Raw genomic sequence first — 22,552 nt, forward strand, 5'->3', positions numbered from 1 at the left:
GCTGCCAAAGCTTTACTGGTCATAGTAGTTTTTAACCGCATTGCTGCCGCTCTCCACATTTTTCTTCGCCACTGCAGCCGCATTGCCGGCCTGTTTGGCTACATTACTCATATTCGCATAAATCTCGTCATAGAACTCCGCCAGATCCAGTTTGGAAAAATCCAGGCTTTCCAGTTCCTGTGCCGTAAAACCTTCGCAGCTCGGGTTCTCCGGTGTCCCCCAGTCGCGTCCCAACTGCTCCCGGCCGCCGACGTTAACGATTTTGGCCAGCTTCGAAATATAGCAGCACTGACTTTCTACTTTTTTCACGCAAGCACCCAAAACCTCTGAGCCGCAATAGGAACCAACATAATGGCAGAGGTTTGCCTTGCGTTTCATGGCGGTCAGAATCTCGTCCTGTTCACAAGACAACCATTGCTGCAAAGCCATCACGGCAATGGCTGCGCCAAATGAAACCGGATTAAACTCTACGATGACCCCCATACCCTCCACCCCTGTGGCAGTAAATCCTAATGCTTCAACGGAGCTGGTACCCACCAGACCACCGGCAGCGGATAATGATGTTCCCAATGATTGTGCTGCTACATTGGTGAACATGGTGGTATACGTGTAATGGCTTGCTACACTGCTCATAAGATAAGAAGCGGCCGTACTTGTTCCTGTTTGTACTGCGAAGTCAACCATCCCGCCCGGTTCTGCTTGGGTTTTGCAACAGTCACCACCCAATACACCATCTAACGCACCGCCCAGCTTGATACTGCACTTATTGGACTCCCCCTTGAAGAACTGCTGCGCCGTCGGGTCGTAATAGCGCTGGGATTCACGTGCCATTTCCATTGCGGTCATCGTAGACGCGAAATCCCGGTCTTCGCAGCTGCTGACTTCTTTGGTGCCGGCAGGAGAATCGATACAGGTGTAGGTTTTGTCTCGAACCTGGCAGGCGCCGTCAGGCAGGGTATGGCTGCACTTGTTGTCGGTCAGAGAACAGGCTGCGTTCTCTTCGTAGGCACTGCAGGTGTCGATGTCATTACCTGTGGCGCATTGCATGGTTCGCTGCTGCTTCCAGCAGTCGCGTGTCACCGGAATACCGTTAATAACCTTTGTTGCGGGGCCTTCGATGCACTCGGTAGTGACCGCTTTGCAGTTTTTTCCTTTTGCATCACATGCCGCAGTATCCCATTCCGACGAAATGTGATGGGTATGCGGCCGTTCGGTAACCTGGGGCGGCAGCTGGCCGCCATGCAGAGTCTTTAAGTCGACATCGCACGAGTATTGATGGGTATAGCGCAGACACTCGCCGTTTTGGGTTTCCAGGCATGTCTGGCCTTCGATTTCACACTTCGCGGCCGTATTTTTCAACGGTTCGCAAAAATTGGCCGGGTCGTCCTCCAAGCACTCGTATTCGTCTTTGTATTCCCAACATTCACGGGTAATGTCCACGCCGTTGATGTTTTTGGTCGACGGCCCGTCTACACAGGTATGCGATTTTAAAACGCAGGTACTTTTCTCCCGCGCCGCCGCGACAGATGGTGCCGTCAGCAGCATCAAGTGGCAGACCAGCACGCAAAACGAGAGCAGTTTCCTCATGGGCGCACCTTGTTCTCAAATTCACCACAACCGTTTTCCCACGATTCTGTGCAAATCGGTTCACAATATTGGTGTACGTTGAAAATCGCTGCACTTTCACCACCGCCACCAGCTATGGTGCGTGTCCAAATCATGTTATCGCCTTCTTTCAAATAGGGTCTGATGTCAATATTAAGATCTTTTTTCCAAGATGTTTTACGCTCAGCAGCACCTATCCGGTTACCGCTTTCATCCAATACTGCCGTTCGTGGCTTAGTAAAGTTACTATTTTTACTGAAATCAGCAGACAACATTTGATTACCGTAACTACTGTATACAATGGCATCATTGACCTTCACAACCAGCCAGTCATCGTATTCAACACGTTTTAGAGTAAAAACTGATAATTGCTTCAGATTCTTAATTTTGACCATCATTTCCCGGTCGTACTGGTTATTTCTGAAATAATCGTCACCAATGGAGCCGAACGTCAAGGTATGTGCCGTATCACCTCCGTTTTTCACAAAAGAGAGCTGCATATCCCCCTGCATGGTGCCGGCCTCCACACCTGCCGTAGTGCAGTCGGGAGCCTGCTCGCAGGTCACCTTAAGTTTCTTGGAGCAGCTGTAACGTTCGTGCTGGTATTTGGTTTCCAGACAGGAGTAGTTCCAGTTCGGATCAACGGTAACTTTTAAGGCTGCTTCGCACAAGAACAGCTCGGCTCCATAGTATTCGCTGCAGTTTTTAACGGACTTCACCGCCGGAACCGTAATAGTCTCGGTCGGGCAGGCAGTAGACGGAATCGAGCCGACACTACCGTCGGCATTGAGCGGATAACGCCACTTGTATTTATCCAACGTCTCGGCCGGGTCGCCGGCAATGCTTTGCGTCCCGGTAATCAGTTTTTCCCGGGCTCTCAGGGTTACGTCCGGCCGCTGGGTTTTGTTGTTGGCGATGAAATTCACGCCTTCGCATTCCTGACGCAGATACAGGTCGGAATCGGCGACATTGTCGCGGCAGCCGGCAATTTTGGCCTCACCGTAGCTAGTCGGCAGCGACAGGCCGCCACCGTAATACTGTTCGGCATTCGGCGGATTGTCGGTATAGCGCGGCGTATATTTTTCCGGTGCGGTAATGTTTTTGCTGGTACCGCTGCCCAAACCGCCCAATTCTTTCAGGTATCCGCTGTAATCTGCTGCCGAGGCCGTCTGAAATACCCAGAATAAAACACAGGCACTCAAGGTTTTGACGTTCATTTTGCACCGCCTAATTTCGCCAGCTTGGCCTCGGCAATTTTTATCAGTTTTTCGTCGGCCTTGTTGTTGATGAAATATTCCAATGCGGCATGCAGGGAGACATCACCGCGCACCTGCAGGTGCTCGGTGCACATACCTTCATCGGCATTGCCGCTGCAACTATCAAGCCCCTCGTCACCGCTGCGGGCCAATACTGTGGTCGGGACTTCGGTGATGTTGTAGTGATCGAACAGATCCGGATGAATCAATAAATCCCCCTGAAGGGCCGCAATTTCCTGCGCCGCCTGAATAGTGGCCTTCATCGAACTGTCCTTGAAGCCCCGAATCACCATTGCACCGCCTGCTCGGGCGGTTTCGTGGGCAATCCGCTTCAGACTGGCTTCCGGCATCGAAAAAGAAACGAATACCAGCAAATCGCCTTTGTCAGCGGCGGCTAAATCAGGTTGTCGGGCCGAGCTGTAACGCTTGGCAATGCTCATCGGATCAACATCGACTTTTTTCTGATGGCCGTAATCGCGAATATCAGGCACTTGATGGCGGATGCCCTGTAAATCGGGCACTTCCGGTTGTTTGCGCTCGTTACCGACGTTCGGATTACTGCCCTGCTCCACCTTTTGCAGCGTAGAGCGCAAGCGGTTGGAGGCTGCATCGACATCAACGGATGAGGCACGGACTTCGACGACAGCCAGCAGGCCACCTAAAACGGCAAGCATACAGGCTGCAGCCACCATGGTTACCCGAAATTTTTCGCTTTGCATCTCAAAGTCCTTTCCTTATTCGCTGTAAGAATACGCACCGCAACAGTCACGCTTGCGGAACAACTGGAAGGCAAACTGAGTACCTTTATAAGGGAACGCCTTACCGCTGTCGCGCACCAGAGTCGAGCGGCCGATAGGATCGCAGCAGCGGCCGTTGAATTTTCGGGCAGCTACCGGATACGTCATCGCCATCTTGTAGTTTTGTTTGTCCATCACCGGATTGAGTTTGTAACCGCAAATCGAATCCTTACCTGATGAGCGCCAGGCAACCAGGTCACGGTGCATTTTTGCCTGCATACGTGTAACCATCAGCTTAGCTGCCTGTACTTCGGAGAAGTGTCCTGACATCCAACCGGAAAGCGGATAGATGCTGCCGTGACAGCCTGCACACCAATACAGTTTGCTGTAAGGGAAGCCCGTGGAGGCTTTGACACAGTCTGCTGCACAGGCAGCTTGCGAAATCACATTGGCAAACAGTGCCGAATCGGGCGCTTGGTAAACGGCTAAAGACGGATATTTCCAAGTCGGATCCAATTCCGTCATCCAGCCGATATCTAAAACGCCCTGTTCGATGCAGTCGTTATCAAGCAAGGATTCCAACCAAAAAATCACCGGATTGCGATACCAGTGCACCTGATAAAAGGCATTGTGGCTGGCACTGTTTTCCTGACGGCCGCGCTTGTGTGCGCCGCCGAACAGTTTTTGCAGCCAGTTGGCATCCTGTGCCTGACTGGTTGTTTGGCTTGCGTCTATCGTGGTTTTCCCTTTAAGCGAAATACCGCCGAGGCTGACCATACAGAACGGCGTACGGACAACTTCAACCAAATGGGTGGGTTCCCAAAACGAAACCGTTACCCCTGCCCTACTCGGTTTGTCGCAGGCGCAAAACCAATCACCGGGAGTTGAGCTGTTGTCTTCCTGATTGTTGTTATTCAACTTGATGTTTCCGCCAATCGTAATCGGGAACATACAGCTCCAGCAGATATCGGTTATCGGATTAAGGAATTTCCCCTGACAGACCAATTTATTGCCGGGATTACCGATGTCGGTACCGGCATCGGCCGCAGAAGCCGTTGCCAAGGAAACGATGGCGGCCAAGGCTGTCAGAGTGCGGATTATGTATCGAATCATGGTTTCATTGCCTCAATACGCAGGCGCTGGCCTTCTTGTGATACCAGACTGGGGACTTCACTCAATTGAAAACTGCGGCTCATCTTGCCTTGTTGGTCGTAATAGACGGCCTGATTCATTCGGGCAGACAGCTCATACCAGTCGCCTGCCGTCAGAATCGGCATAAAGGCCTCACCGTGTTCTTTGGCCAGCTTGGCTGCCAAATCGACTTGCGCCGGTTCGCGGCCGTCGAAAAAGAACATTTTGAACGGAATCGGTGCCACTTCCAACGGCTTGATTACCGTACCGGCCGTGGCAATGATGCGGTTTTCGTGGTCGTAAATGTTTTCCGGCAATGTGTAGGACGGTTCGAAATAACGCACAGATGATTTTTCAGCTGTTTCCAAGCCTTCTACCGGAGCCAGATTCAGCGCGGACCGGTTGATACGTTCCTGCACTTCACGCTGCATACGTTCCAATTCTCCGCTGTCCTGGCGCTCTTTCAGGCGGGTCTGAATCTCATGGATTGCGTGTTTCTCGGCAATCGGATAAGTCGGGCCGATTTTTTCGGAAAAATGGCTGTTGTTGGCTGCAATCAAGGAACCGGCTCCCGTTGCCGATAATGCAAGCAAACCCACTGATACAATGAGTGCTTTTTTGAGTTTCATAGCGGTATCCTTAAAAAATCGGGATGGCTTTGCCGATAATCTGCCCAGAATGGATCAGTCCGGCTATTTCGTAACGGCTGTCCAAACTATCCTGATGGTCGGCCGCAACCCACATAAAGCGTTTGGGGATACTGCCCTCAAAGGAAGAAGCCTCCAGGGGTGCGCCTTTCAAAGAAAATTCTTTGGCGCGCCCGACTGCGGTGCCATTGACGAAAAATTCCCGTCCGGATCGGCTGACCGTATCGCCGGGCAATCCGGCCACCCGTTTCACCATTTGCGTGCCGACCGGGTAGAACTCGCCTTGCCAAGCGTAGGCTACATAATCGCCCTGCTTCAGATCGGCCAGATGGTTGCGGCTTTTCTGAATCAGGTAGAGTTTGTGCGGCAAAGAATGCGAAGCATTGACGGCAAAACCGAAGTATTTGCTCCATGCTAGGAAAATTACTACCAATAGTAGAAAAATAGACGCATAGCGCAATGAAAACACAATATATAGATTTTTGAAGTACTCTTTAGAGTCGACTTTCATCATCTGCCATCCTATCCGTTTTACTGTGGATTGACCGCAGTACCCTTCCCTTCATCCGACAGCGTTTGAGGCGGTGTAACCGTTGGGGCTGAGCCTGTCTGGGGTTGGTTGGGAGAGGTCACAACAGCAGAGGCCGGGATGCGCTTGTCCAATTCGGCCACCACATCGCCGGTCAGATCGATTACGTTTTCGTAACGGCCGACTAGGGCAGATTTGACAAAAATATTACATCCGCATTCACGGACTTTTTCTTCGATGACCTGTTGCAGCGTATTCATTTTGGCTTGGTAGTTGGCCAGAATCGCACTGCGCTGCTGCTCGGTAATACCGTCTTGCAACCCCTGGTTGCGTGCCTGTTGCTGGTAATTCATCGAAATACCAGCCAGATCGATGATATGGATGCTTTTTTCAGACGGCTTGAAAGTATTCCAAAGACTCAATCCGAATGCTGTAGCAGCCATCAGCCCGATCAAGATTTGCACCAGGGAAATGCTCTCGGTTTCATCTGCACCGGCTCCGGAGTTCATTGGAACATGCTGTTGCTGTTTTTCTGCTACTGAGGCAGTTTCAGACGGCCTGTTCTGCTTATCTTGCTGTGTCATGATTTTTTCCTTCAGTGGTATTTGCTTCGGTCGGCCAACACGCTTTCAATTGCCTGTGCCATATTCAAGCCTTCGCGACGGTAATGGTCCACCGCTTCTACGTCATCCGCTTTGGAACTGGAAGCCAGTGCGTTAAACGGATCCGAGTACAGACGGCCGACACCGTAACCTATCGGTGTGGAAATGAAAATTTCGCTGTAGTAGTCGGTTTTAGACAGGCTGCGCAAAATTTTCATCACCCCGCTGTTCACTTCGAACGGCTCTTTTTCTTCTATCGTCTTCAGGGACTTGGCACCGGTACGCATGTGGAAGACAAAGTCTGCGTTCTCCAAAGCCGCTTCGGCTGCTTTGGTTTTGTAATAGTCATTGGCACCTTGGGTCAGCGTCCCGCAGGCTCCCTTGTATTTACGGACACGGCGGTAGCCTTCCTCGATGAAACGGGCAGCTGAGCCGGTGTCGCCAAGTAATGCCCATGCCTCGTCAATCATCATGATTTTGTACTGGCTGCGGGACAGGTACATGCCCTGCATGATGCGGTACATAATCATCTGCATGATGATTTGCTGCAGGTCGGGTTTGGTCTTCAGCTCCTCCAACTCAAGCACCACCAAGTCATTGGTGAATTCAACATTCAATGTTCCGTTGAAGTATTGGCCGTAGATGCCTTGGCTGGAGTAGGCATAAAGTTGGTCGGCTACTGCAACCATAGCCAAATCGCGCTCCCCGGGAACCCCGTTTTCATCGGTGCCTGTAATCAAACAGTTGAGACAGCGTTCCATCACATGGTCAACAGTGCCGTTCTTACCGTGCTCGTACCATACATCTTCGATAATCCGCTGCAGCTTGGCTTCCTGCTGCTCTGTCAATGAATCAGATGGGGACGCCATCAGGCAGAAAATCAGCTTCAGCAACTCGATGTCTTCGTGAATCTCCGTAACCATTTGGAACGGCGGGAAACAGAGCTTGGCTTCATATGTGAATTCGATGTATTGCCCGCCAATCATTTGGCAGAACTTTTCGTAAGAGCGGCCGACATCGATAATCCAAATTTGCGTGCCCAAGCCCATATAGTTGCGGACAATTTCGTTGGCGAAGAACGATTTGCCCGACCCGGAAGCGCCGATGATGGCAAAGTTATAGTTGCCGGCCGGATTGGCGAACAGGTCGATGCCCATTGCCTGGCCGCGTCGGCCGAACAGTCCGATAACCGGCTCGCCCAAGCCGTGCCATTCACCGATAATCGGTGACATACAGATGGCATTGGTCATGGTTTTGGTATGCCAGCGTTTTTTGCTGTTCAGATATTTCACCACTTCTTTGTCAGTGGCCATGGGCAGCGCGGTCAGGTAGGATCCCAGCTGCAGATATTGGTCACGGTACAGGCCGAAGCCTTCTGATTTCCAGATACTTTCCGCCTGGCTTTCGGCCAGATTGATGTTTTGCGGCCGCTCCCACAGCACGACTTGGTGCATCAGCTTGACGGTGCCGCCTCCCCCTTTGCCGAAGGCACTCAGGCAGACACCGTAATCCCGCTTTTGCTTGATGGCCTGCGGCATCACGGCTGCCATTTTGGAATCGGCCGTCTGTGTGGCACGTGCGGCTTTCAACGTGATGGTATTCTGAGCCACGTCGTATTCTTCTTTGAACATGGTCATCGAAATCAAAAACGGCGAGGTGTAACTCATATTGCTGTCTACCGCATCGCCAATCAGTGCCCCCATTCCTGCCAAATGGAATTCTTCAGGATAGAGGTTGACGGAATAACAGCGGGCAATGACACAGTCTTCGTTATCTCTGTGTCCGAAGCGCAAACCGGAGCCACTGTCCATAACCTTGAGGGAAGTTCGTGTTTCGACCATCTGCTCGTTCAGAAAACGGGTTTCATCCCAAACCGGATCAAGCTCCTTGGTCAGGTCGATAAACATCCGGTTCGGATTGAGCATCAGGCTGCACCATTCCTTTAAATCAACCGGTGTCCAGGTGCGATCGTAAATCTGCAGCGAACGCAGCGAATCACGCATACGGCCCAGCAATGAAACTGCACGTGAAACCTCGGTGGGATTGTCCGGCGAGATATCTAGGTTGATGCTCAAAATGCAGCGTAAGGTACGCAGCCGGACAGTAGAGTTTTTAACCAGCAACTCCTGAGTACCTTTGCGCCAATACTCGGTGCGTTTCTGAGCCAAAGTCTGAAAAACCGGCTGCATCGGATCGTCCTCTGCCCGGCTGCTCTGTATGGTTTCATAGGCTTTCAAAAAGCCGCGCAAATCCGGGGATCCGAAAATCTGTACCTGTATCGGTGTTTTTTCGGGCAGCAAGGCATAAAGATTGCCCAGCTTACCGACCAGGTCGTCGTCTGCGCCCAGAAACGGATTCAGCTCAATGGTAAATCCCATACCCAAAGGCTTGTTATCCGAGCCTGTTTTAAGCAGGAACAACTCGGTTTTCGGGTCGTAAGCACCGTAGTTCAGATAATCGCTCAAGTGCTCGAAAGCCGGGTCGGCCGGGTTGTTGTGCATAGCCTCCATCGGGGCATCGACATCATCCGAGCCGGCCAGCCAGTGTTTGAACTTGCCAAACATCCCCATTTTGTAACCTTTCTACTGATTGGCTGCGGGTGTCGCTCCGCCTAAGTCTTTCAGATTCAGGCTGACACCGACATCCGGCACCCTGTCGTTTCCTGTTGTACCGTTGCCGGCAGTATTGCCGGTATTTTTCTGAGCTTCGGGACGGCCGCCCAGCAACCGAACCGGACGGTATTCGTCCATAATGTTTTGCTGGTTGTGTTCAATCAGCCATTTACCCTGATTGAGTACCACATAAGTGAAGTTTTGATCGACCAAGTCGCCGTCTGAATCCAAATACGGGGCAATCCAAATCCGGGCAATCTCGTTTTGAGAACGAACCGGCGTGCCTGAAGCGTATCCGGGCGTGTTCATCAGGGTTCGTACACCCTGTTCGCTGTAGGGTTGCCCTGCCCGTTTGGCCATATCGGTATTGTTAAGCAGGCCGGCTATTGAGGCATCGTAGTTTTCTGAAATGGAATTGCAGTACGGTTCGCCGCTCTGCCCGAAATCGTTACTACAGCGGAATTGTTCCGTTCCACCGTACCCGGACATGGAGAGGGTTGAACAGCCGCCCAAGGCAAATAAAAGGCCGGCCAATACGATGTGCTTCATATTCAACCTCCGTTCAACCATTTTTCAAATTGGGCACGCGGCATGGCCCCCGATGTTCGGCGGCCGTCCTTGTGAATCATGGTCGGGGTACCGCGTATCTTCAGACGGTCGGCCAACGCAATATTGTCTGCAACCGGGTTTTTACAGGTTTTGACTGCAGGTTCCTGATTCAGCAGAACATAATCGTGCCAGGCTTTTTTCTTGTCCTTGGCGCACCAAATATGCTCTGCCTTGGCAACTGCTTCAGGATGCAAAGACTTAATCGGGAACAGGAAAACGTAGACCGTGTAATCAGTCATGCCTGCCAAGGTCTCTTCAAGACGGCGGCAGAACGGGCAATCCGGATCGGAAAAAATAACAAACTCGCGCTTCCCTTTACCGCCGTTGCCCTTGGTAATCTTGATGGCGTTTTTAAACGGCAGATCGGCATAAGCCTGCTGTGTTACCGCTGCACGCGAAAGCTCGGTCAAATCTTTCTGAGCCTGCATGTCGTACAGTGCGCCAAAAATAAAATAGCGGCCGTTTTCCTGAACATAGGCAATGTTGTCGCCCATCGTTACTTCGTAAATGGAGGCCATCGGTGTCGGTTTGACCGACTTGAACGAAGTATTCGGATACAGCTCCCGCAATCTGTTCCCGACAGCTCCGGCATCTGCGTGAACCAACTGGGCAAACAAAGACGCCAACCCTATAAACATCACTTTTTTCAGAAGAAAATCCATCATATTCACACCTTTATTTGGTTTCACTCGTGTCGATTTCGATGCCTTGGGTCAAAACGACATCCACTTCACGTCCTGCATTGACTTCCACTACGGGAAATACCTTATCCGCCAACTTGATGTAGTATTGGGCCAGACGGTCGGCGGCATTGCCCAAACCGCTGGCCACACCTGCTTTGTATTGGTCGCTACCGCGTACCGAGGTCGTGGAGCCGAAGGCCGTATCACTGGTGACCTTGAAGGCATCGGAAACACCCTGTCCCAGGCCGCTGAGTACGCCTGCGAACAGTGCATTGGCCAACACTTGCCCCTGTTTGGTTACCAAGTTACCGCGAACACCTGTTTTGCCGTCTTCACCCGCTACATAACCTTTCACCGGCATATCGATTGCGCGTCCATCTGTGCCGACGCAGCTCAATTTATCCAGGCGGATATAGGCGCGTTCGGCTGAGATATCGCCGTAAGCTTGCCCGGTAATAAAGCATTCGCGGAAGTTGTATTTGAAGCGGTTCGGTAATTGCGCGAAATCGGTCACGCGCATTAAAACGGGGTGGGGGCTGGCATTTTGTGCTTCACCCCCGGTGGGCGCATCCACTCCGCCCAGCAGCACAGATCGGAAAAAGGTACCGCTGGGTATATAGGAGTCTCGCGCCCGAAACTTGCCTCGACTGACGGTGTTGTTGCCGCCGTCCTCTACTGTTTCGATGTTCTTGCGGGGTGTCTTGAACTGCACCCACTCTGCTTCACGCATGTTTTCAGATACGCGGTTGCCTGAAGAGTTGACCTGTCCGGCAACAACCGCCGCGCCGGTTGAACCTGCAGCATCCGGCTCTGGGTCATTCATATTGCCGGAAACGATTTTCCGTTCGGTAGGTGTATTGCCCGGGATTCCTGCTGTTTGCGTGCCCGATGGCAGTGTTCCGGCTGGCGGGGGAGGCGGTAACTGGCCGTTATTGCCCAAGCCGCTGATGCTGCCGGGCTTGCCCAAGCCGTCGGGCCCGTTGGCTGCACCACCGGCATTGCTTTGTTGGTTCTGTTTTGCCTCTTCTTGACGGGCCAGTTTTAATTCCAGCTCGCTGATTTTGCGTTCCATATCGGTAACTTTGGCTCCCTCTTCCGCCATCCAGAGCGAGTTTTCGCCGATGCCGGTTTGAGGACTGGCAAATCCTGTAGCCGTGATTTGCTGCTTGGTCTGCTGTTGCAACCTGGCTTGGTTTGCGGCTTTGCCGGATTGAATTACGTAAACGGCACTGCCGACGATGCCCGCCAGAACGGATGCTGACAGTCCGGCAATGGCCAACTGTCGTTTTCTGGCCTGGGTTAATTTGGGTTTTTTGATATTGACGCGCATCAATCCCCTCCCAGTTTCGCGATGACGTAAACCTCAGTCATCTCACCCGGCTGCAAAACATGCTTTTTGGCCGCAACTGCATAAACACCGGGACGGTAAAATTCCTGTTCTTTAATTTCCATCGCGGATGCGCCGGTATTGGTCAATGCATAACTGTAGGCCTGCATATCTGCAGCCGTATATTGACCGGTTTGGACAAATACCGTGTTTTTCCATAACGGAATGGTGCGGTAGGTCTGACTGCGGCGCATCCCCATGTCTGCACCATGGCCATTCATGATGGAGGTCATTAACTGCTTGATGGCACGTACATATTCGCTGGAATTGGTGGTGACCGGCATAGGACCGCTTTGAGAAGCGAGCAAGACAGCCTCACTGCGTTTTGAATTTGCTTCATCGATGATGATGCTGTCCCCGTGTTTGGCAGACGGTTTCAAAACCAACAGATAGGTTTTGCCCTCTTCGCTGATGATATAAAGATTGGTCGGTCGGCCGATCAGACTGCGGACAAACAGTTGGCCGGTACGCTGGTCTTTTTGGATGTCCAGATCGCCATCCATGAATTTCCACGAGGCAATCCGGCCGCCTTCGATTGCAATGCGGCTTAAATCACGCTTGGATACCGCTACGACATGCGGAATCTGCTCGGTTGCCGGGATACGCTGTTCTGCTAGTGCAAAAGACGGGATCGCCAAGGCTGTTAAAATCAGGGTGAATTTATTCATTACTGCCACCTTTAAAATCAGAAACCGTATTGGTAATGGTGACGGTTTCTTCAATCAGTTCTTTGGTTTCAGGCGCATTGAGCGGATTTTCTTTTTGCTTTTGGCTGAAAATCTCGTCAATGCCGATCAACACGATGGTGCCGTTGTTATTTTTGAATTTAATGATAAATTCCCGGTCACGTGTCTCGACAATACGGTTGCTTTTCTTAACTTCAAATTTTCCTTTTAAATTCACAGTATTGTCATTGGTGTCCGCTGCTGCGGAAACCGGAGTGAAGTGAGTGCTGGCATTATGGCGCTTAAGCCAGATGGCATTGACTTTCAGTTCTTTTTCCAGCGCATCTTTATATTGATAGTCGGTATAGAACAAGAGCTTGCTGTTTTGATAGTCAACGGTTTGAGGCGTACTGTTCAAGAGCAGATAAGCCATGTAGGGAGCCATCTCCTCCAAATATTCCTTGGAAAAAGCAACATTGGAGACAGACATGGTCTTCCGGATTTCCGGAGGCGTTAAGGTGTTTTGTACGATGGTGCCTTTCGTCGCGAGAACGAAGGCCAGTAGACAATTGGTCAGTACCGATAAGGCAAGGAACATCCAGATGATGTTTTTAATGCCTGTACGTGCACTTAATTCATTGAGCAGATTTTCTGATTTCATTTTAAAAACTCACGCTGGTGGGTGTCAGGGATACGTCTGTTTTTCTCCTGTATTGGTAAATACCAATACAAAATATGGAGGAAATACCACTGATGTTTGCCTGATTTCAGCTTACCCCAACGCCAGGCTAAAAAAGAAAACAGGGCAATAGAAAGGATGAAATGTCGGGAAATGATGCCGATACCGATACCGGACATGAAAATCAGAAAAACGTCCAAATCCCAAATCAGTGCCTTTTTAGGGTCATCAATGGAAACCGGTACCCGACAATCCAACATATCTTTTCTTTCTATTGCCCTGAAATGATTCAGATTAGATTACTGCGGTGAACATGGCTTGGATAATGCCCGGGCCGAGTGTTGCCGCCAAAGCCACGCCGATGCCGACAACTGCCGGCATAATGGTTTGTTTCATCATGCCGACTGCCAGGCCGATGATGAATGCAGCCAACGCCAAGGTCAGACCGAGGCCGCCGGTTGACCAGCCGGACAACATGGTAGAAATACCGTTGAACTCTTGGCCGGTTTGTGCAGCCATTGCGTTTGAAGCCAGTACACCCATTGCAAAAAAAACTGCTACCACTTTTTGCTGCTGATTCAAAAAGAATTTTTTAACTTTCATTTTAAATACTCACAAAATCAGTCGATAACGCCCGACTATTGCGTCCGATCATTCTTTTACCAGGTAATGACTACCGTACGGGTGTCATCCCGGTTGCAGCAGGCAGGATTCGATGCCGTGCTGATATGTACTGTGACACCGTTTTGACGAAGCCATGTCCGGATGGCCTCCGCACGTTGTTTGGCCAGGCGGCGGTTGATTTTGGTATTTTTACCGCCAATACTGTCCGCCCAGCCACGTAAGTAAATAATGTTGGTGTTTTGCAATTTAGGCAGGACGTTTTGCAACGTTCCCCGCGCTTCTGCACCGAGCTTGGCACTGCCTAAATTGAAAAACACCCTCACCGACTGCTCGTCACGCAATTCGGGCAGGCCGTCTGAAAATGGAACATCAGCCAACTCTTTGCGTTCCCAAGCGGGACAGTCGTTATTTTTACAAAATACATACTCACCGATATCGTTCTGCTTTACTGTATATTCCGTCAGCTGATTGTCTTCGATAGACATATTCTCCTCCGCCTGAGGAAAAACCGCACAGGCAGAGAGACCAAACAGAGAGGCTGCTAAAACGGCTGATTTTTTAATCGTTCCCAATTTCGATATACCTTATTGCTATAGGCAGTACGGGCTTTTTGGCATTCATAACCTTTCAGTTTTTTGCATGCCGCGTTATAGGCACCGACCGCATTCCAGTTTTTACCGAACTGCCGGTAGTTATTGGCCAATATCCATGCCCCGATGTGGATGTTGGTACACGGATTCCATACATCTGCTTCGTTTAAGCCGAATTTTGTTTTGAGTATCGGCAACCATGAGCGGTTGATGCCCATCAAGCCGATATCCGATGTATGGCTTTCAACATCCGGATTCAGCGAGCTTTCCGTATAAGCAATGGCTCTCAGGAGTGTCGGGTCTATCCGGTAACGCTGCCCGGCTTCCCGATAGCAATGGGCATGAACTTGTCCTGAAATCAACAAAACGGTTACTGGCAAAACGATTCGTAAAAATAAGATCCTTAATCTCATGTCTTTGCTGCCTCGTTTGCGAGCGTTAATTTTCGTATACAAAAAAATAAAAATGTTAAATCTAAATAAAAAAGTTGAATTTATTTAGATTTAACATTTTTTGCGTAATTTATGGTATTATTAAAAATTACATCTTTGATTTTGAGATTATTTAATATTCATAATATTGAATATTAAGCAACTTTTAAAGGTAAGGGCGCTTACCCAAAAGCCAAAAATACTGTGTGCTTCAAAACCCGCACACAGTATTTTTTTATAAAAGCCTTAAGGGTAATTGAAAGCTTTAATGGGTAAATTTTAAGCCATATGGGTAAAGGAAAAGATTAAAGGAAAACAGCCGCTTACAAAAAATTTGTAAGCGGCTGTTTTTAAAAGGGCAGTAATTATACCGAAAAAATTCCATTTTGTGACAAATCTAAATAAATTCGACTTTTTTATTTAGATTTTTGACAAGGCTTGATTTTTTGGATATATGAATAAGTTCACTATTAATAACCTTGCTACTGATCAAAATGACTGAGACCGATATCCGAACGTTATTCGCTGCGCTCTCGAATTTTAAGAACCTCCATGCCAACTGGAGCGGCCTGCTGACTTATTGGATTGGGCGTGCCGATGGCTTTATGGAACTGATGACGTTTGAAGACGGCAGCGAAACCCCGCCCTTTTTAATCGAAAAGCTGACACAGATTCTTGCTGATTTGCCTTCAACAGCATGTGACGACGACTTGATTCATGCCCTGTCGCAGGATTTTGAAATCCTTTTTTTCCGCGCCCAGTACGGTCCGGATATTTGGAATTCCACCCAAGAAAGTCTCTCCCGCTTCATCCGCCGTCACGAGATGAAGCTCCCTAATCTGATTGTACTGGACCAGCCGCATGAAGAAGCAGGTAAAACTGCAGCATGGCTGCGTGCCCTGCTGTATTGTGAGTGACACGGAATCCTATGCTGCTGGAAACCCTACTGCTCGGCTCACTGTCTGCCGGCGCGTTATCGGCCATCTACCTACTGAAACACAAATCCGATACATCAGCCGATGACGATTTACCAAAAACCGATATGCCCTGTATCAGTGGCGATCGGTTTTTGGTGCTGAATGCAGATCAGCTTGTCCGTACACTGGATCTGTCTCCTCTGCTTGCGAATATTAAAAACAATCTGGGGCTGTCTAATGAAAACTGGCAGAAAGATGCCCTGCCTTTTTTGTACCAATATATCGAATTCGTACAGCGCCTTCCGGCTTCGGAATCACACCACCATGCAGGAGACGGCGGCCTGGTCAAGCATACGCTTGACGTTGCCTGCCTGGCACTGATTGCCTCAACTTCACAATCCTGGCCGCCCAATGCAAAAACCGAAGATATTGCAAAAAAAACAGCCGTATGGCGTTACGGCATTATGTGCGCGGCCATATTGCATGATGTGGGCAAGACCATTACCGGTTTCAGCATCGAACTGTATGCTGACACAGTCACACACGAGCACACACTATGGTTGCCTGATGCGGGATCAATGACAGACAGCGACCAAGCATATTATCGTGTGACTTTTCCTGATGCACGATCGGCCTATCGCGCCCATACCGAAATCGCCTGGACGTTTTTTCAGAGTTTGGTGCCCGCGCATGTCCGGCGTTGGATTGCCAAAACCGACCCAAGCCTGATGATTGAATTGCGTAATTATTTGAGCGGACAAAAAGATGGCAGCCCGCTGCAGGAAGTAATTACGCGTGCAGATATGGTATCCGTTTCCCGCGACTTGAAATCAGGCAGCCGTCAACGTTTTACTTCCGCAAAACGCACGCCGTTGATTGAAACCGTGATGGAAACCTTACGGGAGATGTTGTCTGACCGTGGCGCACATTTCAGTATCGCCACTACGGCGGGAGGTGACCTTTTCCGCCAAGGTGATTTTATCTACATGATGGCCAAAAATGTCCCTGACTTTGTCCGTCAATACCTACGCAATCATCGCCATCCTGCTGCGCCGTCTTTTCCTTCCGATAATCAACGGATTTTCGATACTCTGTACGAATACGGTGCCATTGTACCTGCCTCAGATCCATTTAGAGCCGTTTCCAATATCGAAGTCAACTTTACCCGCAATGATGGCGAACGAATTTCTGCCAATTTCAGTGTGTTATGCTTTAAAGCAACTACACTCTACCCTGACGGTACGTTTCCTGAGGAATTTAAGGGCAGTCTGCAAGTTATTACCGGAAAACCGGCAACCCTCCCCGTCATAGAACAGCCGGTTCCAGACGTGCATAAAACCTCCGATTTGCAAGATGATGCCAAGCAGAAAGCGAAAGTAGACTTCTTGGCTCATGAAGATACTGTCGTAGGTATAGACGGCCTGCTTTCCAAATTCAATTTGATTACTGAAGAAGAGGCTGATTCCGTCATCGAGCAGGGAGGTACGGCTACAGAATCTTTGCCGTCGAATTCTGAATCACGGCGACCTGAAATTCTCAAAACCGATATTCCATTACAGTCTGAGGTGGTGGGCGGCAAAATCCAAAATCAAAATAAGTCTGCAAATACAGAGCCCAAGAATAGAAAACCAGTAGGAAAATCCAACAAAACCTTGTTGACACAAATATTTGCCGAAGTATTTGACGAAGAAAAACCGCCAAGCAGTCCGAAAAATCAGAAAAAACAACCAATAGAAAAACTGACACAGGCAGATACTGCTCAAACAGGATTGCAAGAAATCATCCGTGAACGTCAATCCGCTCCGGAATCAAGTCCTAGACCGGTAAAAATTGCCCCTGATCCGACACTTGAAGACGTTCAGTCAGGCCTGAAAGAAATCACGATTTTGGAAAGCAGCATGGCTGAGCAACAGCTTAAAGCGGAAGCAGAGAACGAAGAGCAGATTATCCCCGCAATCGAAGAAAAAAAGGTAGAAGCCCGCCAGCGCGGTATCCAATTCATCCATTGGCTCGGCAACGAATTGGCAGATGGATCAATTTCGACCAATCAATCAGGTTCGCCGGTTCATTTCATTGAACACGGTATGCTGTTGGTTTCCCCTGTTATTTTTAGGGATTATGCAGGTGGCGTGTTCAATAAATCGGATACGGAAAGTTTTGGGCCTATGGCACAGAAAGGCTTTGAATCTTTGCGTCTGCACAAAAGAAGTAAGCGTACAGCGCTATTTCGCGCTATTGCCAACAATGGCAGCAATAAACGTCTGTTTTATTGTTATCTGATTCCCGAACACAATATCAAACATATTATCCAGCCCAGCTCTCGCCCGGCGAACAATACCAATATCGCCTTGGAAAATGATGCTGACCTTTTGAATCTGGAGCAGGAATGAGTACCCAATTTCCCGAAAATGTTTATCGAGCCCCTTATGAGTGGATCAGTGTCGCAGCTTATACTTCAGCTGCCGCAGCATTGACCGTGTTGCCTATGCCGACACCGGTTGCTTACGGCGGTCTGCTGTTTTGCGGCGGTGCCGCACTAAAACGTACGCTTTCTGCCAGACGCATCATGAAATTTCGCAAGAATATCCGCAGACTACCCTACTATGCACTGACAGCAGATGAAATTCCCGTATCAGATAAGGCTCTTTACCTGGGTAAGGGCTTCCGTTGGACGCAGACCCATACCCAGCGTCTGTTCATGGTTCGCCAACCGGAAAACGAGCATCTTTTGAGGCCTTCCGCCTTGTACCGTGCGGCAAGAAAATATGAAATTGAAACCCCGGGCAGCAATTGGGTGACACACCTGACGCGCAAAAATGCCTGGTGGAATCCGGTTGCACCATTACCTCCTGTCGGCGGGTCACCTGAACTCCACGGGATTGAAATAGATGAACAAGATATTTGGGAAGACTTGGGGGAACGTGTCGGCCACAAAGTTGTACTTGGCACCACCCGTGTCGGCAAAACCCGCCTGTGTGAAACCATGATTGTGCAGGATATCGCCCGTGGCGATGTAACTATTGCATTTGACCCTAAAGGTGATGCGGATTTGATGATCCGTATGTATGTGGAAGCACAAAAAGCAGGAAGACCCTTCTACATGTTTCATTTGGGTTTTCCGGAGCACAGTTGCCGTTATAACCCGATTAGTGACTATGGCCGTATCACGGAAGTAGCCACCCGTATCGCCAATCAGTTGCCCAGTGAGGGGCAGTCGGCCGCCTTCCGGGATTTCGTATGGCGCTTTGTCAATGTGCTGACTAAAACCATGGAAGGCTTGTCCATCAAGCCTAATTACGAAAATATCTATAAAGCTGCTGCCAACGTTGACCAATTGGCCGGCGACTACTTCCGTCTGATTTTGGATAAAAATTATCCCGGTTGGCTAAAAGAATTTGAGGAATTCGCTTTACCGGAATCAGAGGCCAAAACGGCCGTTAAAACCGGACGCAATTTGGATACTATCAAATTGGGGTCTTTTCTTAAGGCCAAACAGCACAATGAACCGCTGATAGATGCCTTGGGCGGCATCCTTTCAAATGACCGATCCTATTTTGAAAAGCTGGTCAGCTCGCTCTATCCTCTGCTTGAAAAATTGACCACCGGTGATGTGGCCAAACTCATCAGCCCGGATACTTCTGATTTGCTTGATTCCCGACCAATTATGGACTGGCGAAAAGTGATTGAAAGCAATGCGGTTGTCTATGTTGGTCTGGATTCACTTTCTGACGCAGAGGTTGCCGGAGCTGTCGGTAACGCCATGTTTGCAGATTTAACGTCACTTGCCGGCCAAATTTACAAACACGGACACGGTTTTGGCCAAAGCGGTGTTACCGGCAAGCGAAAGATATCCATTCATGCCAATGAGTTTAACGAGCTCATCGGAGATGAATTTATTCCGTTGCTCAATAAGGCTGGCGGCGCAGGCTATCAAGTAACCGTCTACACGCAAACCTGGAAAGATGTGGAGGCTAAAATCGGTTCACCGGCTAAGGCCGGCCAAATTGGTGGTAACTTGAATACCATGATTATGCTTCGCGTTAAGACGGCAGAAACTGCAGAAATGCTGACCAACCAGTTACCTGAAGTAAAAATTATGACCAGTACCTTGGTCTCACGCGCTAATGATGTCGCATTTCCTGACAGTCATGAGGATTTTGGCAGTGGTAACGAAGACCGTATTGGTGCAGAAACCGTTCCTATGCTGACCGTAGCTGATTTGACACAGCTTCCGAAAGGCCAGGCGTTTGCATTGATTGAAGGTGGTCAGTTGTACAAAATAAGGCTGCCACTCCCAAAAGTTGATTCTGAGGAAGCTGCAATTATTCCTCGCCATATTACCGATATTGCTGCGGCTATGCGTGAAACTTACCGCCTAAGCCTACCTGTCGAAGACGAAAGTGCATTTGTGGAAGGAGTGGCCTATGGCAGCTAAAGCTAGCGGATGGTATATGAACTCTCTGCCTTTGAAGTTCCTACTCTCCCCCTTCAAAGCACTCTATACCGTGTTTTTAATTGTATTGATTATTTTCGGATTATCCTTGATTAGCCAAAACTATTTACAGACTCCTGATTTGCTGAATCAGGAATTAAAGCATATGGAACTGGTCCAGCATGACAAGCGCAGCCTGTGGCAGGATGAAAACAGGCCGTCTGAAAACATCAATACCTCTGTTGCCCGTTTATCCTACCATGCCCTCAGCACGATGTTTTTCGAGTGGACACAGGTTAATACTGCGTTAGCAGCACAAACTGAAACAGATTTTGGATACCGCTTCAAGAATTACCTAATGCCGAGATTGGACTTGCTGAAACATTTCGACAAAACTTTACAGCTTATCTCCCTCCGTATCGGTAACATTTTTTTATTTGTCGGTTTAGCCTTTACCGCCTATGTTTTGGCCTTAATTGATGGTTTGGTCATGCGGCGTATCCGTCAAAAGAATGCCTCAAGAGAGAGTGCCGGTATTTATCATCGGGCAAAATACTGGCGGAGCGGCATTATTTGGTTAAGCATCCTGTTTTACCTGTGCAGCCCATTTACATTATCCCCTTACTGGCTGTTGCTGCCTATTTTTAGCAGTGCATACATGGTTTTTTTGCAGGCAAAATATCTGAAGAAATATCTTTAAAAATAAAATCTTTGAGGAAATAAAGATTTTTATTTTCTCAAAGATTTTGGTGCTTTCTCACAAAACGAGGGTGGTATTTACTCAAAACATCCTTAAAGGTTGCAATATCAACCGAGTGATACTTCAAAATGGGGGCGAGTGTGTCATATCCCATAAATTCTTGGATTAAACGTTCATCTCTGCATTTAAAGAACAGGGTTCTGCCACATGCTATTCTGATTTGATGAGGAGTGAGCGCAAAGTCCAAAGTATGATAAGTAACTAATCGGGTTGTCTGGTACAGTTCGCCTTTAGATAGTGGTTTGTTTTTCTTTACAAACAAAAACATATCCTTAGGTAGGCGAGGCAAATTAAGTTGTTTCTTCAATAATCGCAAATACTGAGAGAGATAAGTTGTTGACTTATTATCCAGATAAATATTGCGCGGATGAGCAAACCCGTTTTGCAGCATTACAGCTTGGTGTTTTAATGAAATATTTTGGATTCTCAGGTGCCTGATTTCGTTGACTCACAGTGCAGCTGTACTAAGTAAATCAACAATACACCATTGTCTCAACGAATGATAATCTTGGAAGTTATCCGGTTCCTTCCATACCAACTTATCCAATTCCACTATACAAGGAAGCTTTGGGTAAACCTTAAAAGAACGGCATGATCCGACTGAGAAATGTCTGAGGTACTGAGTCCGCCACCTGCTGTTGCTATGCCGGGGGGACTTGGTATGCTTCTGTACCCCACTATTAACATACCAACGGCAGAATCGATTCCAAGCAGAAATATATTGATTTAAGCAAGCATTGCTTATCCCTTTTCTGCCGGCTGCTTTTAGTAGCCGCTTGTGATGTTCAAAAAGCGTCTTGTAAAAAATTGGCAGGCTGGTTAAAGATTCATCATGATATTTATAACCCAGTTCGATTAAAATGGCTCCAAATCTTTTAAGCTGAGATTGGTAACTCTTTCTTGTTGTTTCTGCGTAGCCCAATTGTTCAAGGCTATCAATAAAATGTTGGAAAATGTAATATGGCCAATATGTATCATTGATAAATTTTGTTGCTTTCATTCGATGATGTCTCCTTGAGGAAATATCATATTTCGAATAAAATTAAATCTCAACTAAAGTTAATGCTTAAAGCCCCCATTTGCATAACGGGAAAGTGTAAATGGATATAGAAAGGAAAAATTCGACATACAAATCTTAATCTAAGATAATATAACTTTGCAATAATGTATATTATGTAAAATTAAATAAAGTTATAAAATCAGAATTTGAGATTTTTTACATATACCTATCGCACACCAATTGTCATCAATATCAGCCTTTAGTAAAACACTGTTTGCACATCTATTAACATAACCTAACATGTTGTAATCATATTATTCTATTTGATTACAACATGTCTGCTATTTCTTATTCCAATCATCGTGTATCCGGCCTAATGATGCTGATTTCAATGGCTGCTTCAGGGATTGTCTTTGCTGATGAAAACCAAGCCCTGCAAATCCAGCAAAACCGGCTTCAGCAAGAACAGCAACGTCGTGAGCAATTCGAACAAATCATGCAACCTTCGGATGATGTCCGCTTAGATTCGTCTTCGGCTTCAATTCAAACTTTCCCTCTGCCTCAAAACGAATCGCCCTGTTTCACCGTTCACGATATTTCTTTGGTTGGCGATTCTGCAAACAAATTCCAATTTGCACTGAATAAAGCCATCAAAC

Annotated in this window: 23 protein-coding genes and 1 pseudogene; 5 read left to right on the forward strand and 19 right to left on the reverse strand. The window is 48.5% G+C overall.

Annotated elements, in window-relative coordinates; translation table 11 throughout:
* Positions 1-12: 12 nt before the first annotated feature.
* The 17 genes from traN to ACFPVS_RS09855 are packed head-to-tail and all read right to left on the reverse strand — an operon-like array spanning position 13 to position 14,736.
* Complete coding sequence (gene traN / locus ACFPVS_RS09775; protein ID WP_096295138.1) at positions 13-1,587, reverse strand: conjugal transfer protein TraN; 1,575 nt, start codon at positions 1,585-1,587, stop codon at positions 13-15.
* Positions 1,584-2,822 (reverse strand): hypothetical protein, encoded by a 1,239-nt coding sequence (locus tag ACFPVS_RS09780; protein WP_096295137.1) that lies wholly within the window; start codon positions 2,820-2,822, stop codon positions 1,584-1,586. The genes traN and ACFPVS_RS09780 overlap by 4 nt, the downstream gene beginning before the upstream one ends.
* The gene (gene trbC, locus ACFPVS_RS09785) at positions 2,819-3,580 is read right to left on the reverse strand and encodes a type-F conjugative transfer system pilin assembly protein TrbC (protein ID WP_232507552.1); all 762 of its coding nucleotides are present in this window, start codon (positions 3,578-3,580) and stop codon (positions 2,819-2,821) included. The genes ACFPVS_RS09780 and trbC overlap by 4 nt, the downstream gene beginning before the upstream one ends.
* A 15-nt stretch (positions 3,581-3,595) precedes the next feature.
* Positions 3,596-4,711, reverse strand: a complete 1,116-nt coding sequence (locus tag ACFPVS_RS09790; protein ID WP_096295136.1) for a TraU family protein — start codon at positions 4,709-4,711, stop codon at positions 3,596-3,598.
* Positions 4,708-5,358 (reverse strand): conjugal transfer protein TraW, encoded by a 651-nt coding sequence (locus tag ACFPVS_RS09795; protein WP_096295135.1) that lies wholly within the window; start codon positions 5,356-5,358, stop codon positions 4,708-4,710. Before ACFPVS_RS09795 ends, ACFPVS_RS09790 begins: the two co-directional genes overlap by 4 nt.
* Before the next feature lie 10 nt (positions 5,359-5,368).
* Complete coding sequence (gene lepB, locus ACFPVS_RS09800) at positions 5,369-5,890, reverse strand: signal peptidase I (RefSeq protein ID WP_096295134.1); 522 nt, start codon at positions 5,888-5,890, stop codon at positions 5,369-5,371.
* Between the two features lie 17 nt (positions 5,891-5,907).
* Positions 5,908-6,489, reverse strand: coding sequence for a hypothetical protein (locus ACFPVS_RS09805; RefSeq protein WP_096295133.1), 582 nt, complete (start codon positions 6,487-6,489; stop codon positions 5,908-5,910).
* Between the two features lie 11 nt (positions 6,490-6,500).
* Positions 6,501-9,077 (reverse strand): type IV secretion system protein TraC, encoded by a 2,577-nt coding sequence (gene traC / locus ACFPVS_RS09810; protein WP_378595723.1) that lies wholly within the window; start codon positions 9,075-9,077, stop codon positions 6,501-6,503.
* 12 nt (positions 9,078-9,089) lie between these two features.
* The gene (gene traV, locus ACFPVS_RS09815) at positions 9,090-9,668 is read right to left on the reverse strand and encodes a type IV conjugative transfer system lipoprotein TraV (RefSeq protein ID WP_157742715.1); all 579 of its coding nucleotides are present in this window, start codon (positions 9,666-9,668) and stop codon (positions 9,090-9,092) included.
* Between the two features lie 2 nt (positions 9,669-9,670).
* Positions 9,671-10,393, reverse strand: a complete 723-nt coding sequence (locus tag ACFPVS_RS09820; RefSeq protein WP_233572138.1) for a DsbC family protein — start codon at positions 10,391-10,393, stop codon at positions 9,671-9,673.
* 10 nt (positions 10,394-10,403) lie between these two features.
* The gene (locus ACFPVS_RS09825) at positions 10,404-11,741 is read right to left on the reverse strand and encodes a TraB/TrbI/VirB10 family type IV secretion system protein (RefSeq protein ID WP_096295131.1); all 1,338 of its coding nucleotides are present in this window, start codon (positions 11,739-11,741) and stop codon (positions 10,404-10,406) included.
* Positions 11,741-12,466, reverse strand: a complete 726-nt coding sequence (locus ACFPVS_RS09830) for a TraK domain-containing protein (RefSeq protein ID WP_096295130.1) — start codon at positions 12,464-12,466, stop codon at positions 11,741-11,743. Before ACFPVS_RS09830 ends, ACFPVS_RS09825 begins: the two co-directional genes overlap by 1 nt.
* Entirely contained in the window at positions 12,459-13,124 is a 666-nt protein-coding gene (locus ACFPVS_RS09835; RefSeq protein WP_096295129.1) for a TraE/TraK family type IV conjugative transfer system protein, read from the reverse strand. Before ACFPVS_RS09835 ends, ACFPVS_RS09830 begins: the two co-directional genes overlap by 8 nt.
* The gene (gene traL / locus ACFPVS_RS09840; RefSeq protein ID WP_378595724.1) at positions 13,121-13,402 is read right to left on the reverse strand and encodes a type IV conjugative transfer system protein TraL; all 282 of its coding nucleotides are present in this window, start codon (positions 13,400-13,402) and stop codon (positions 13,121-13,123) included. The genes ACFPVS_RS09835 and traL overlap by 4 nt, the downstream gene beginning before the upstream one ends.
* Positions 13,403-13,436: 34 nt before the next feature.
* Entirely contained in the window at positions 13,437-13,745 is a 309-nt protein-coding gene (gene traA / locus ACFPVS_RS09845) for a TraA family conjugative transfer protein (RefSeq protein WP_378595725.1), read from the reverse strand.
* A gap of 56 nt (positions 13,746-13,801) precedes the next feature.
* A complete protein-coding gene (locus ACFPVS_RS09850) occupies positions 13,802-14,338 on the reverse strand; it encodes an OmpA family protein (RefSeq protein ID WP_096295127.1) in 537 nt (178 codons plus the stop codon).
* Positions 14,308-14,736, reverse strand: a complete 429-nt coding sequence (locus tag ACFPVS_RS09855; protein ID WP_229437045.1) for a lytic transglycosylase domain-containing protein — start codon at positions 14,734-14,736, stop codon at positions 14,308-14,310. Before ACFPVS_RS09855 ends, ACFPVS_RS09850 begins: the two co-directional genes overlap by 31 nt.
* Positions 14,737-15,281: 545 nt before the next feature.
* Here ACFPVS_RS09855 and ACFPVS_RS09860 point away from each other — a divergent pair.
* The 4 genes from ACFPVS_RS09860 to ACFPVS_RS09875 are packed head-to-tail and all read left to right on the forward strand — an operon-like array spanning position 15,282 to position 20,836.
* Entirely contained in the window at positions 15,282-15,704 is a 423-nt protein-coding gene (locus tag ACFPVS_RS09860; protein WP_047761372.1) for a hypothetical protein, read from the forward strand.
* Positions 15,705-15,715: 11 nt separating this feature from the next.
* Positions 15,716-18,094, forward strand: coding sequence for a MobH family relaxase (mobH, locus tag ACFPVS_RS09865; RefSeq protein WP_378595726.1), 2,379 nt, complete (start codon positions 15,716-15,718; stop codon positions 18,092-18,094).
* On the forward strand, positions 18,091-20,139 hold the full coding sequence (gene traD / locus ACFPVS_RS09870) for a type IV conjugative transfer system coupling protein TraD (RefSeq protein WP_096295124.1): 2,049 nt from the start codon (positions 18,091-18,093) through the stop codon (positions 20,137-20,139). Before mobH ends, traD begins: the two co-directional genes overlap by 4 nt.
* Positions 20,129-20,836 carry an IncC plasmid conjugative DNA transfer DtrJ family protein gene (locus ACFPVS_RS09875; RefSeq protein WP_047761362.1) on the forward strand — a complete coding sequence of 236 codons (708 nt, stop codon included), beginning with the start codon at positions 20,129-20,131 and terminating at the stop codon, positions 20,834-20,836. Before traD ends, ACFPVS_RS09875 begins: the two co-directional genes overlap by 11 nt.
* 37 nt (positions 20,837-20,873) lie before the next feature.
* Here the strand turns inward: ACFPVS_RS09875 and ACFPVS_RS09880 are convergent, their stop codons facing one another.
* The gene (locus ACFPVS_RS09880) at positions 20,874-21,335 is read right to left on the reverse strand and encodes a tyrosine-type recombinase/integrase (RefSeq protein WP_096295123.1); all 462 of its coding nucleotides are present in this window, start codon (positions 21,333-21,335) and stop codon (positions 20,874-20,876) included.
* A gap of 9 nt (positions 21,336-21,344) precedes the next feature.
* Positions 21,345-21,896: a hypothetical protein gene (locus ACFPVS_RS09885; protein WP_378595727.1), complete on the reverse strand. Its 552-nt coding sequence runs from the start codon at positions 21,894-21,896 to the stop codon at positions 21,345-21,347.
* A gap of 334 nt (positions 21,897-22,230) precedes the next feature.
* Between ACFPVS_RS09885 and ACFPVS_RS09890 the strand changes: the two are divergent.
* Positions 22,231-22,552: pseudogene (locus ACFPVS_RS09890) on the forward strand (hypothetical protein); the annotation flags it as partial.

The organism is Neisseria weixii, from assembly GCF_042658245.1.
Classification (GTDB): Bacteria; Pseudomonadota; Gammaproteobacteria; order Burkholderiales; family Neisseriaceae; genus Neisseria; species Neisseria weixii.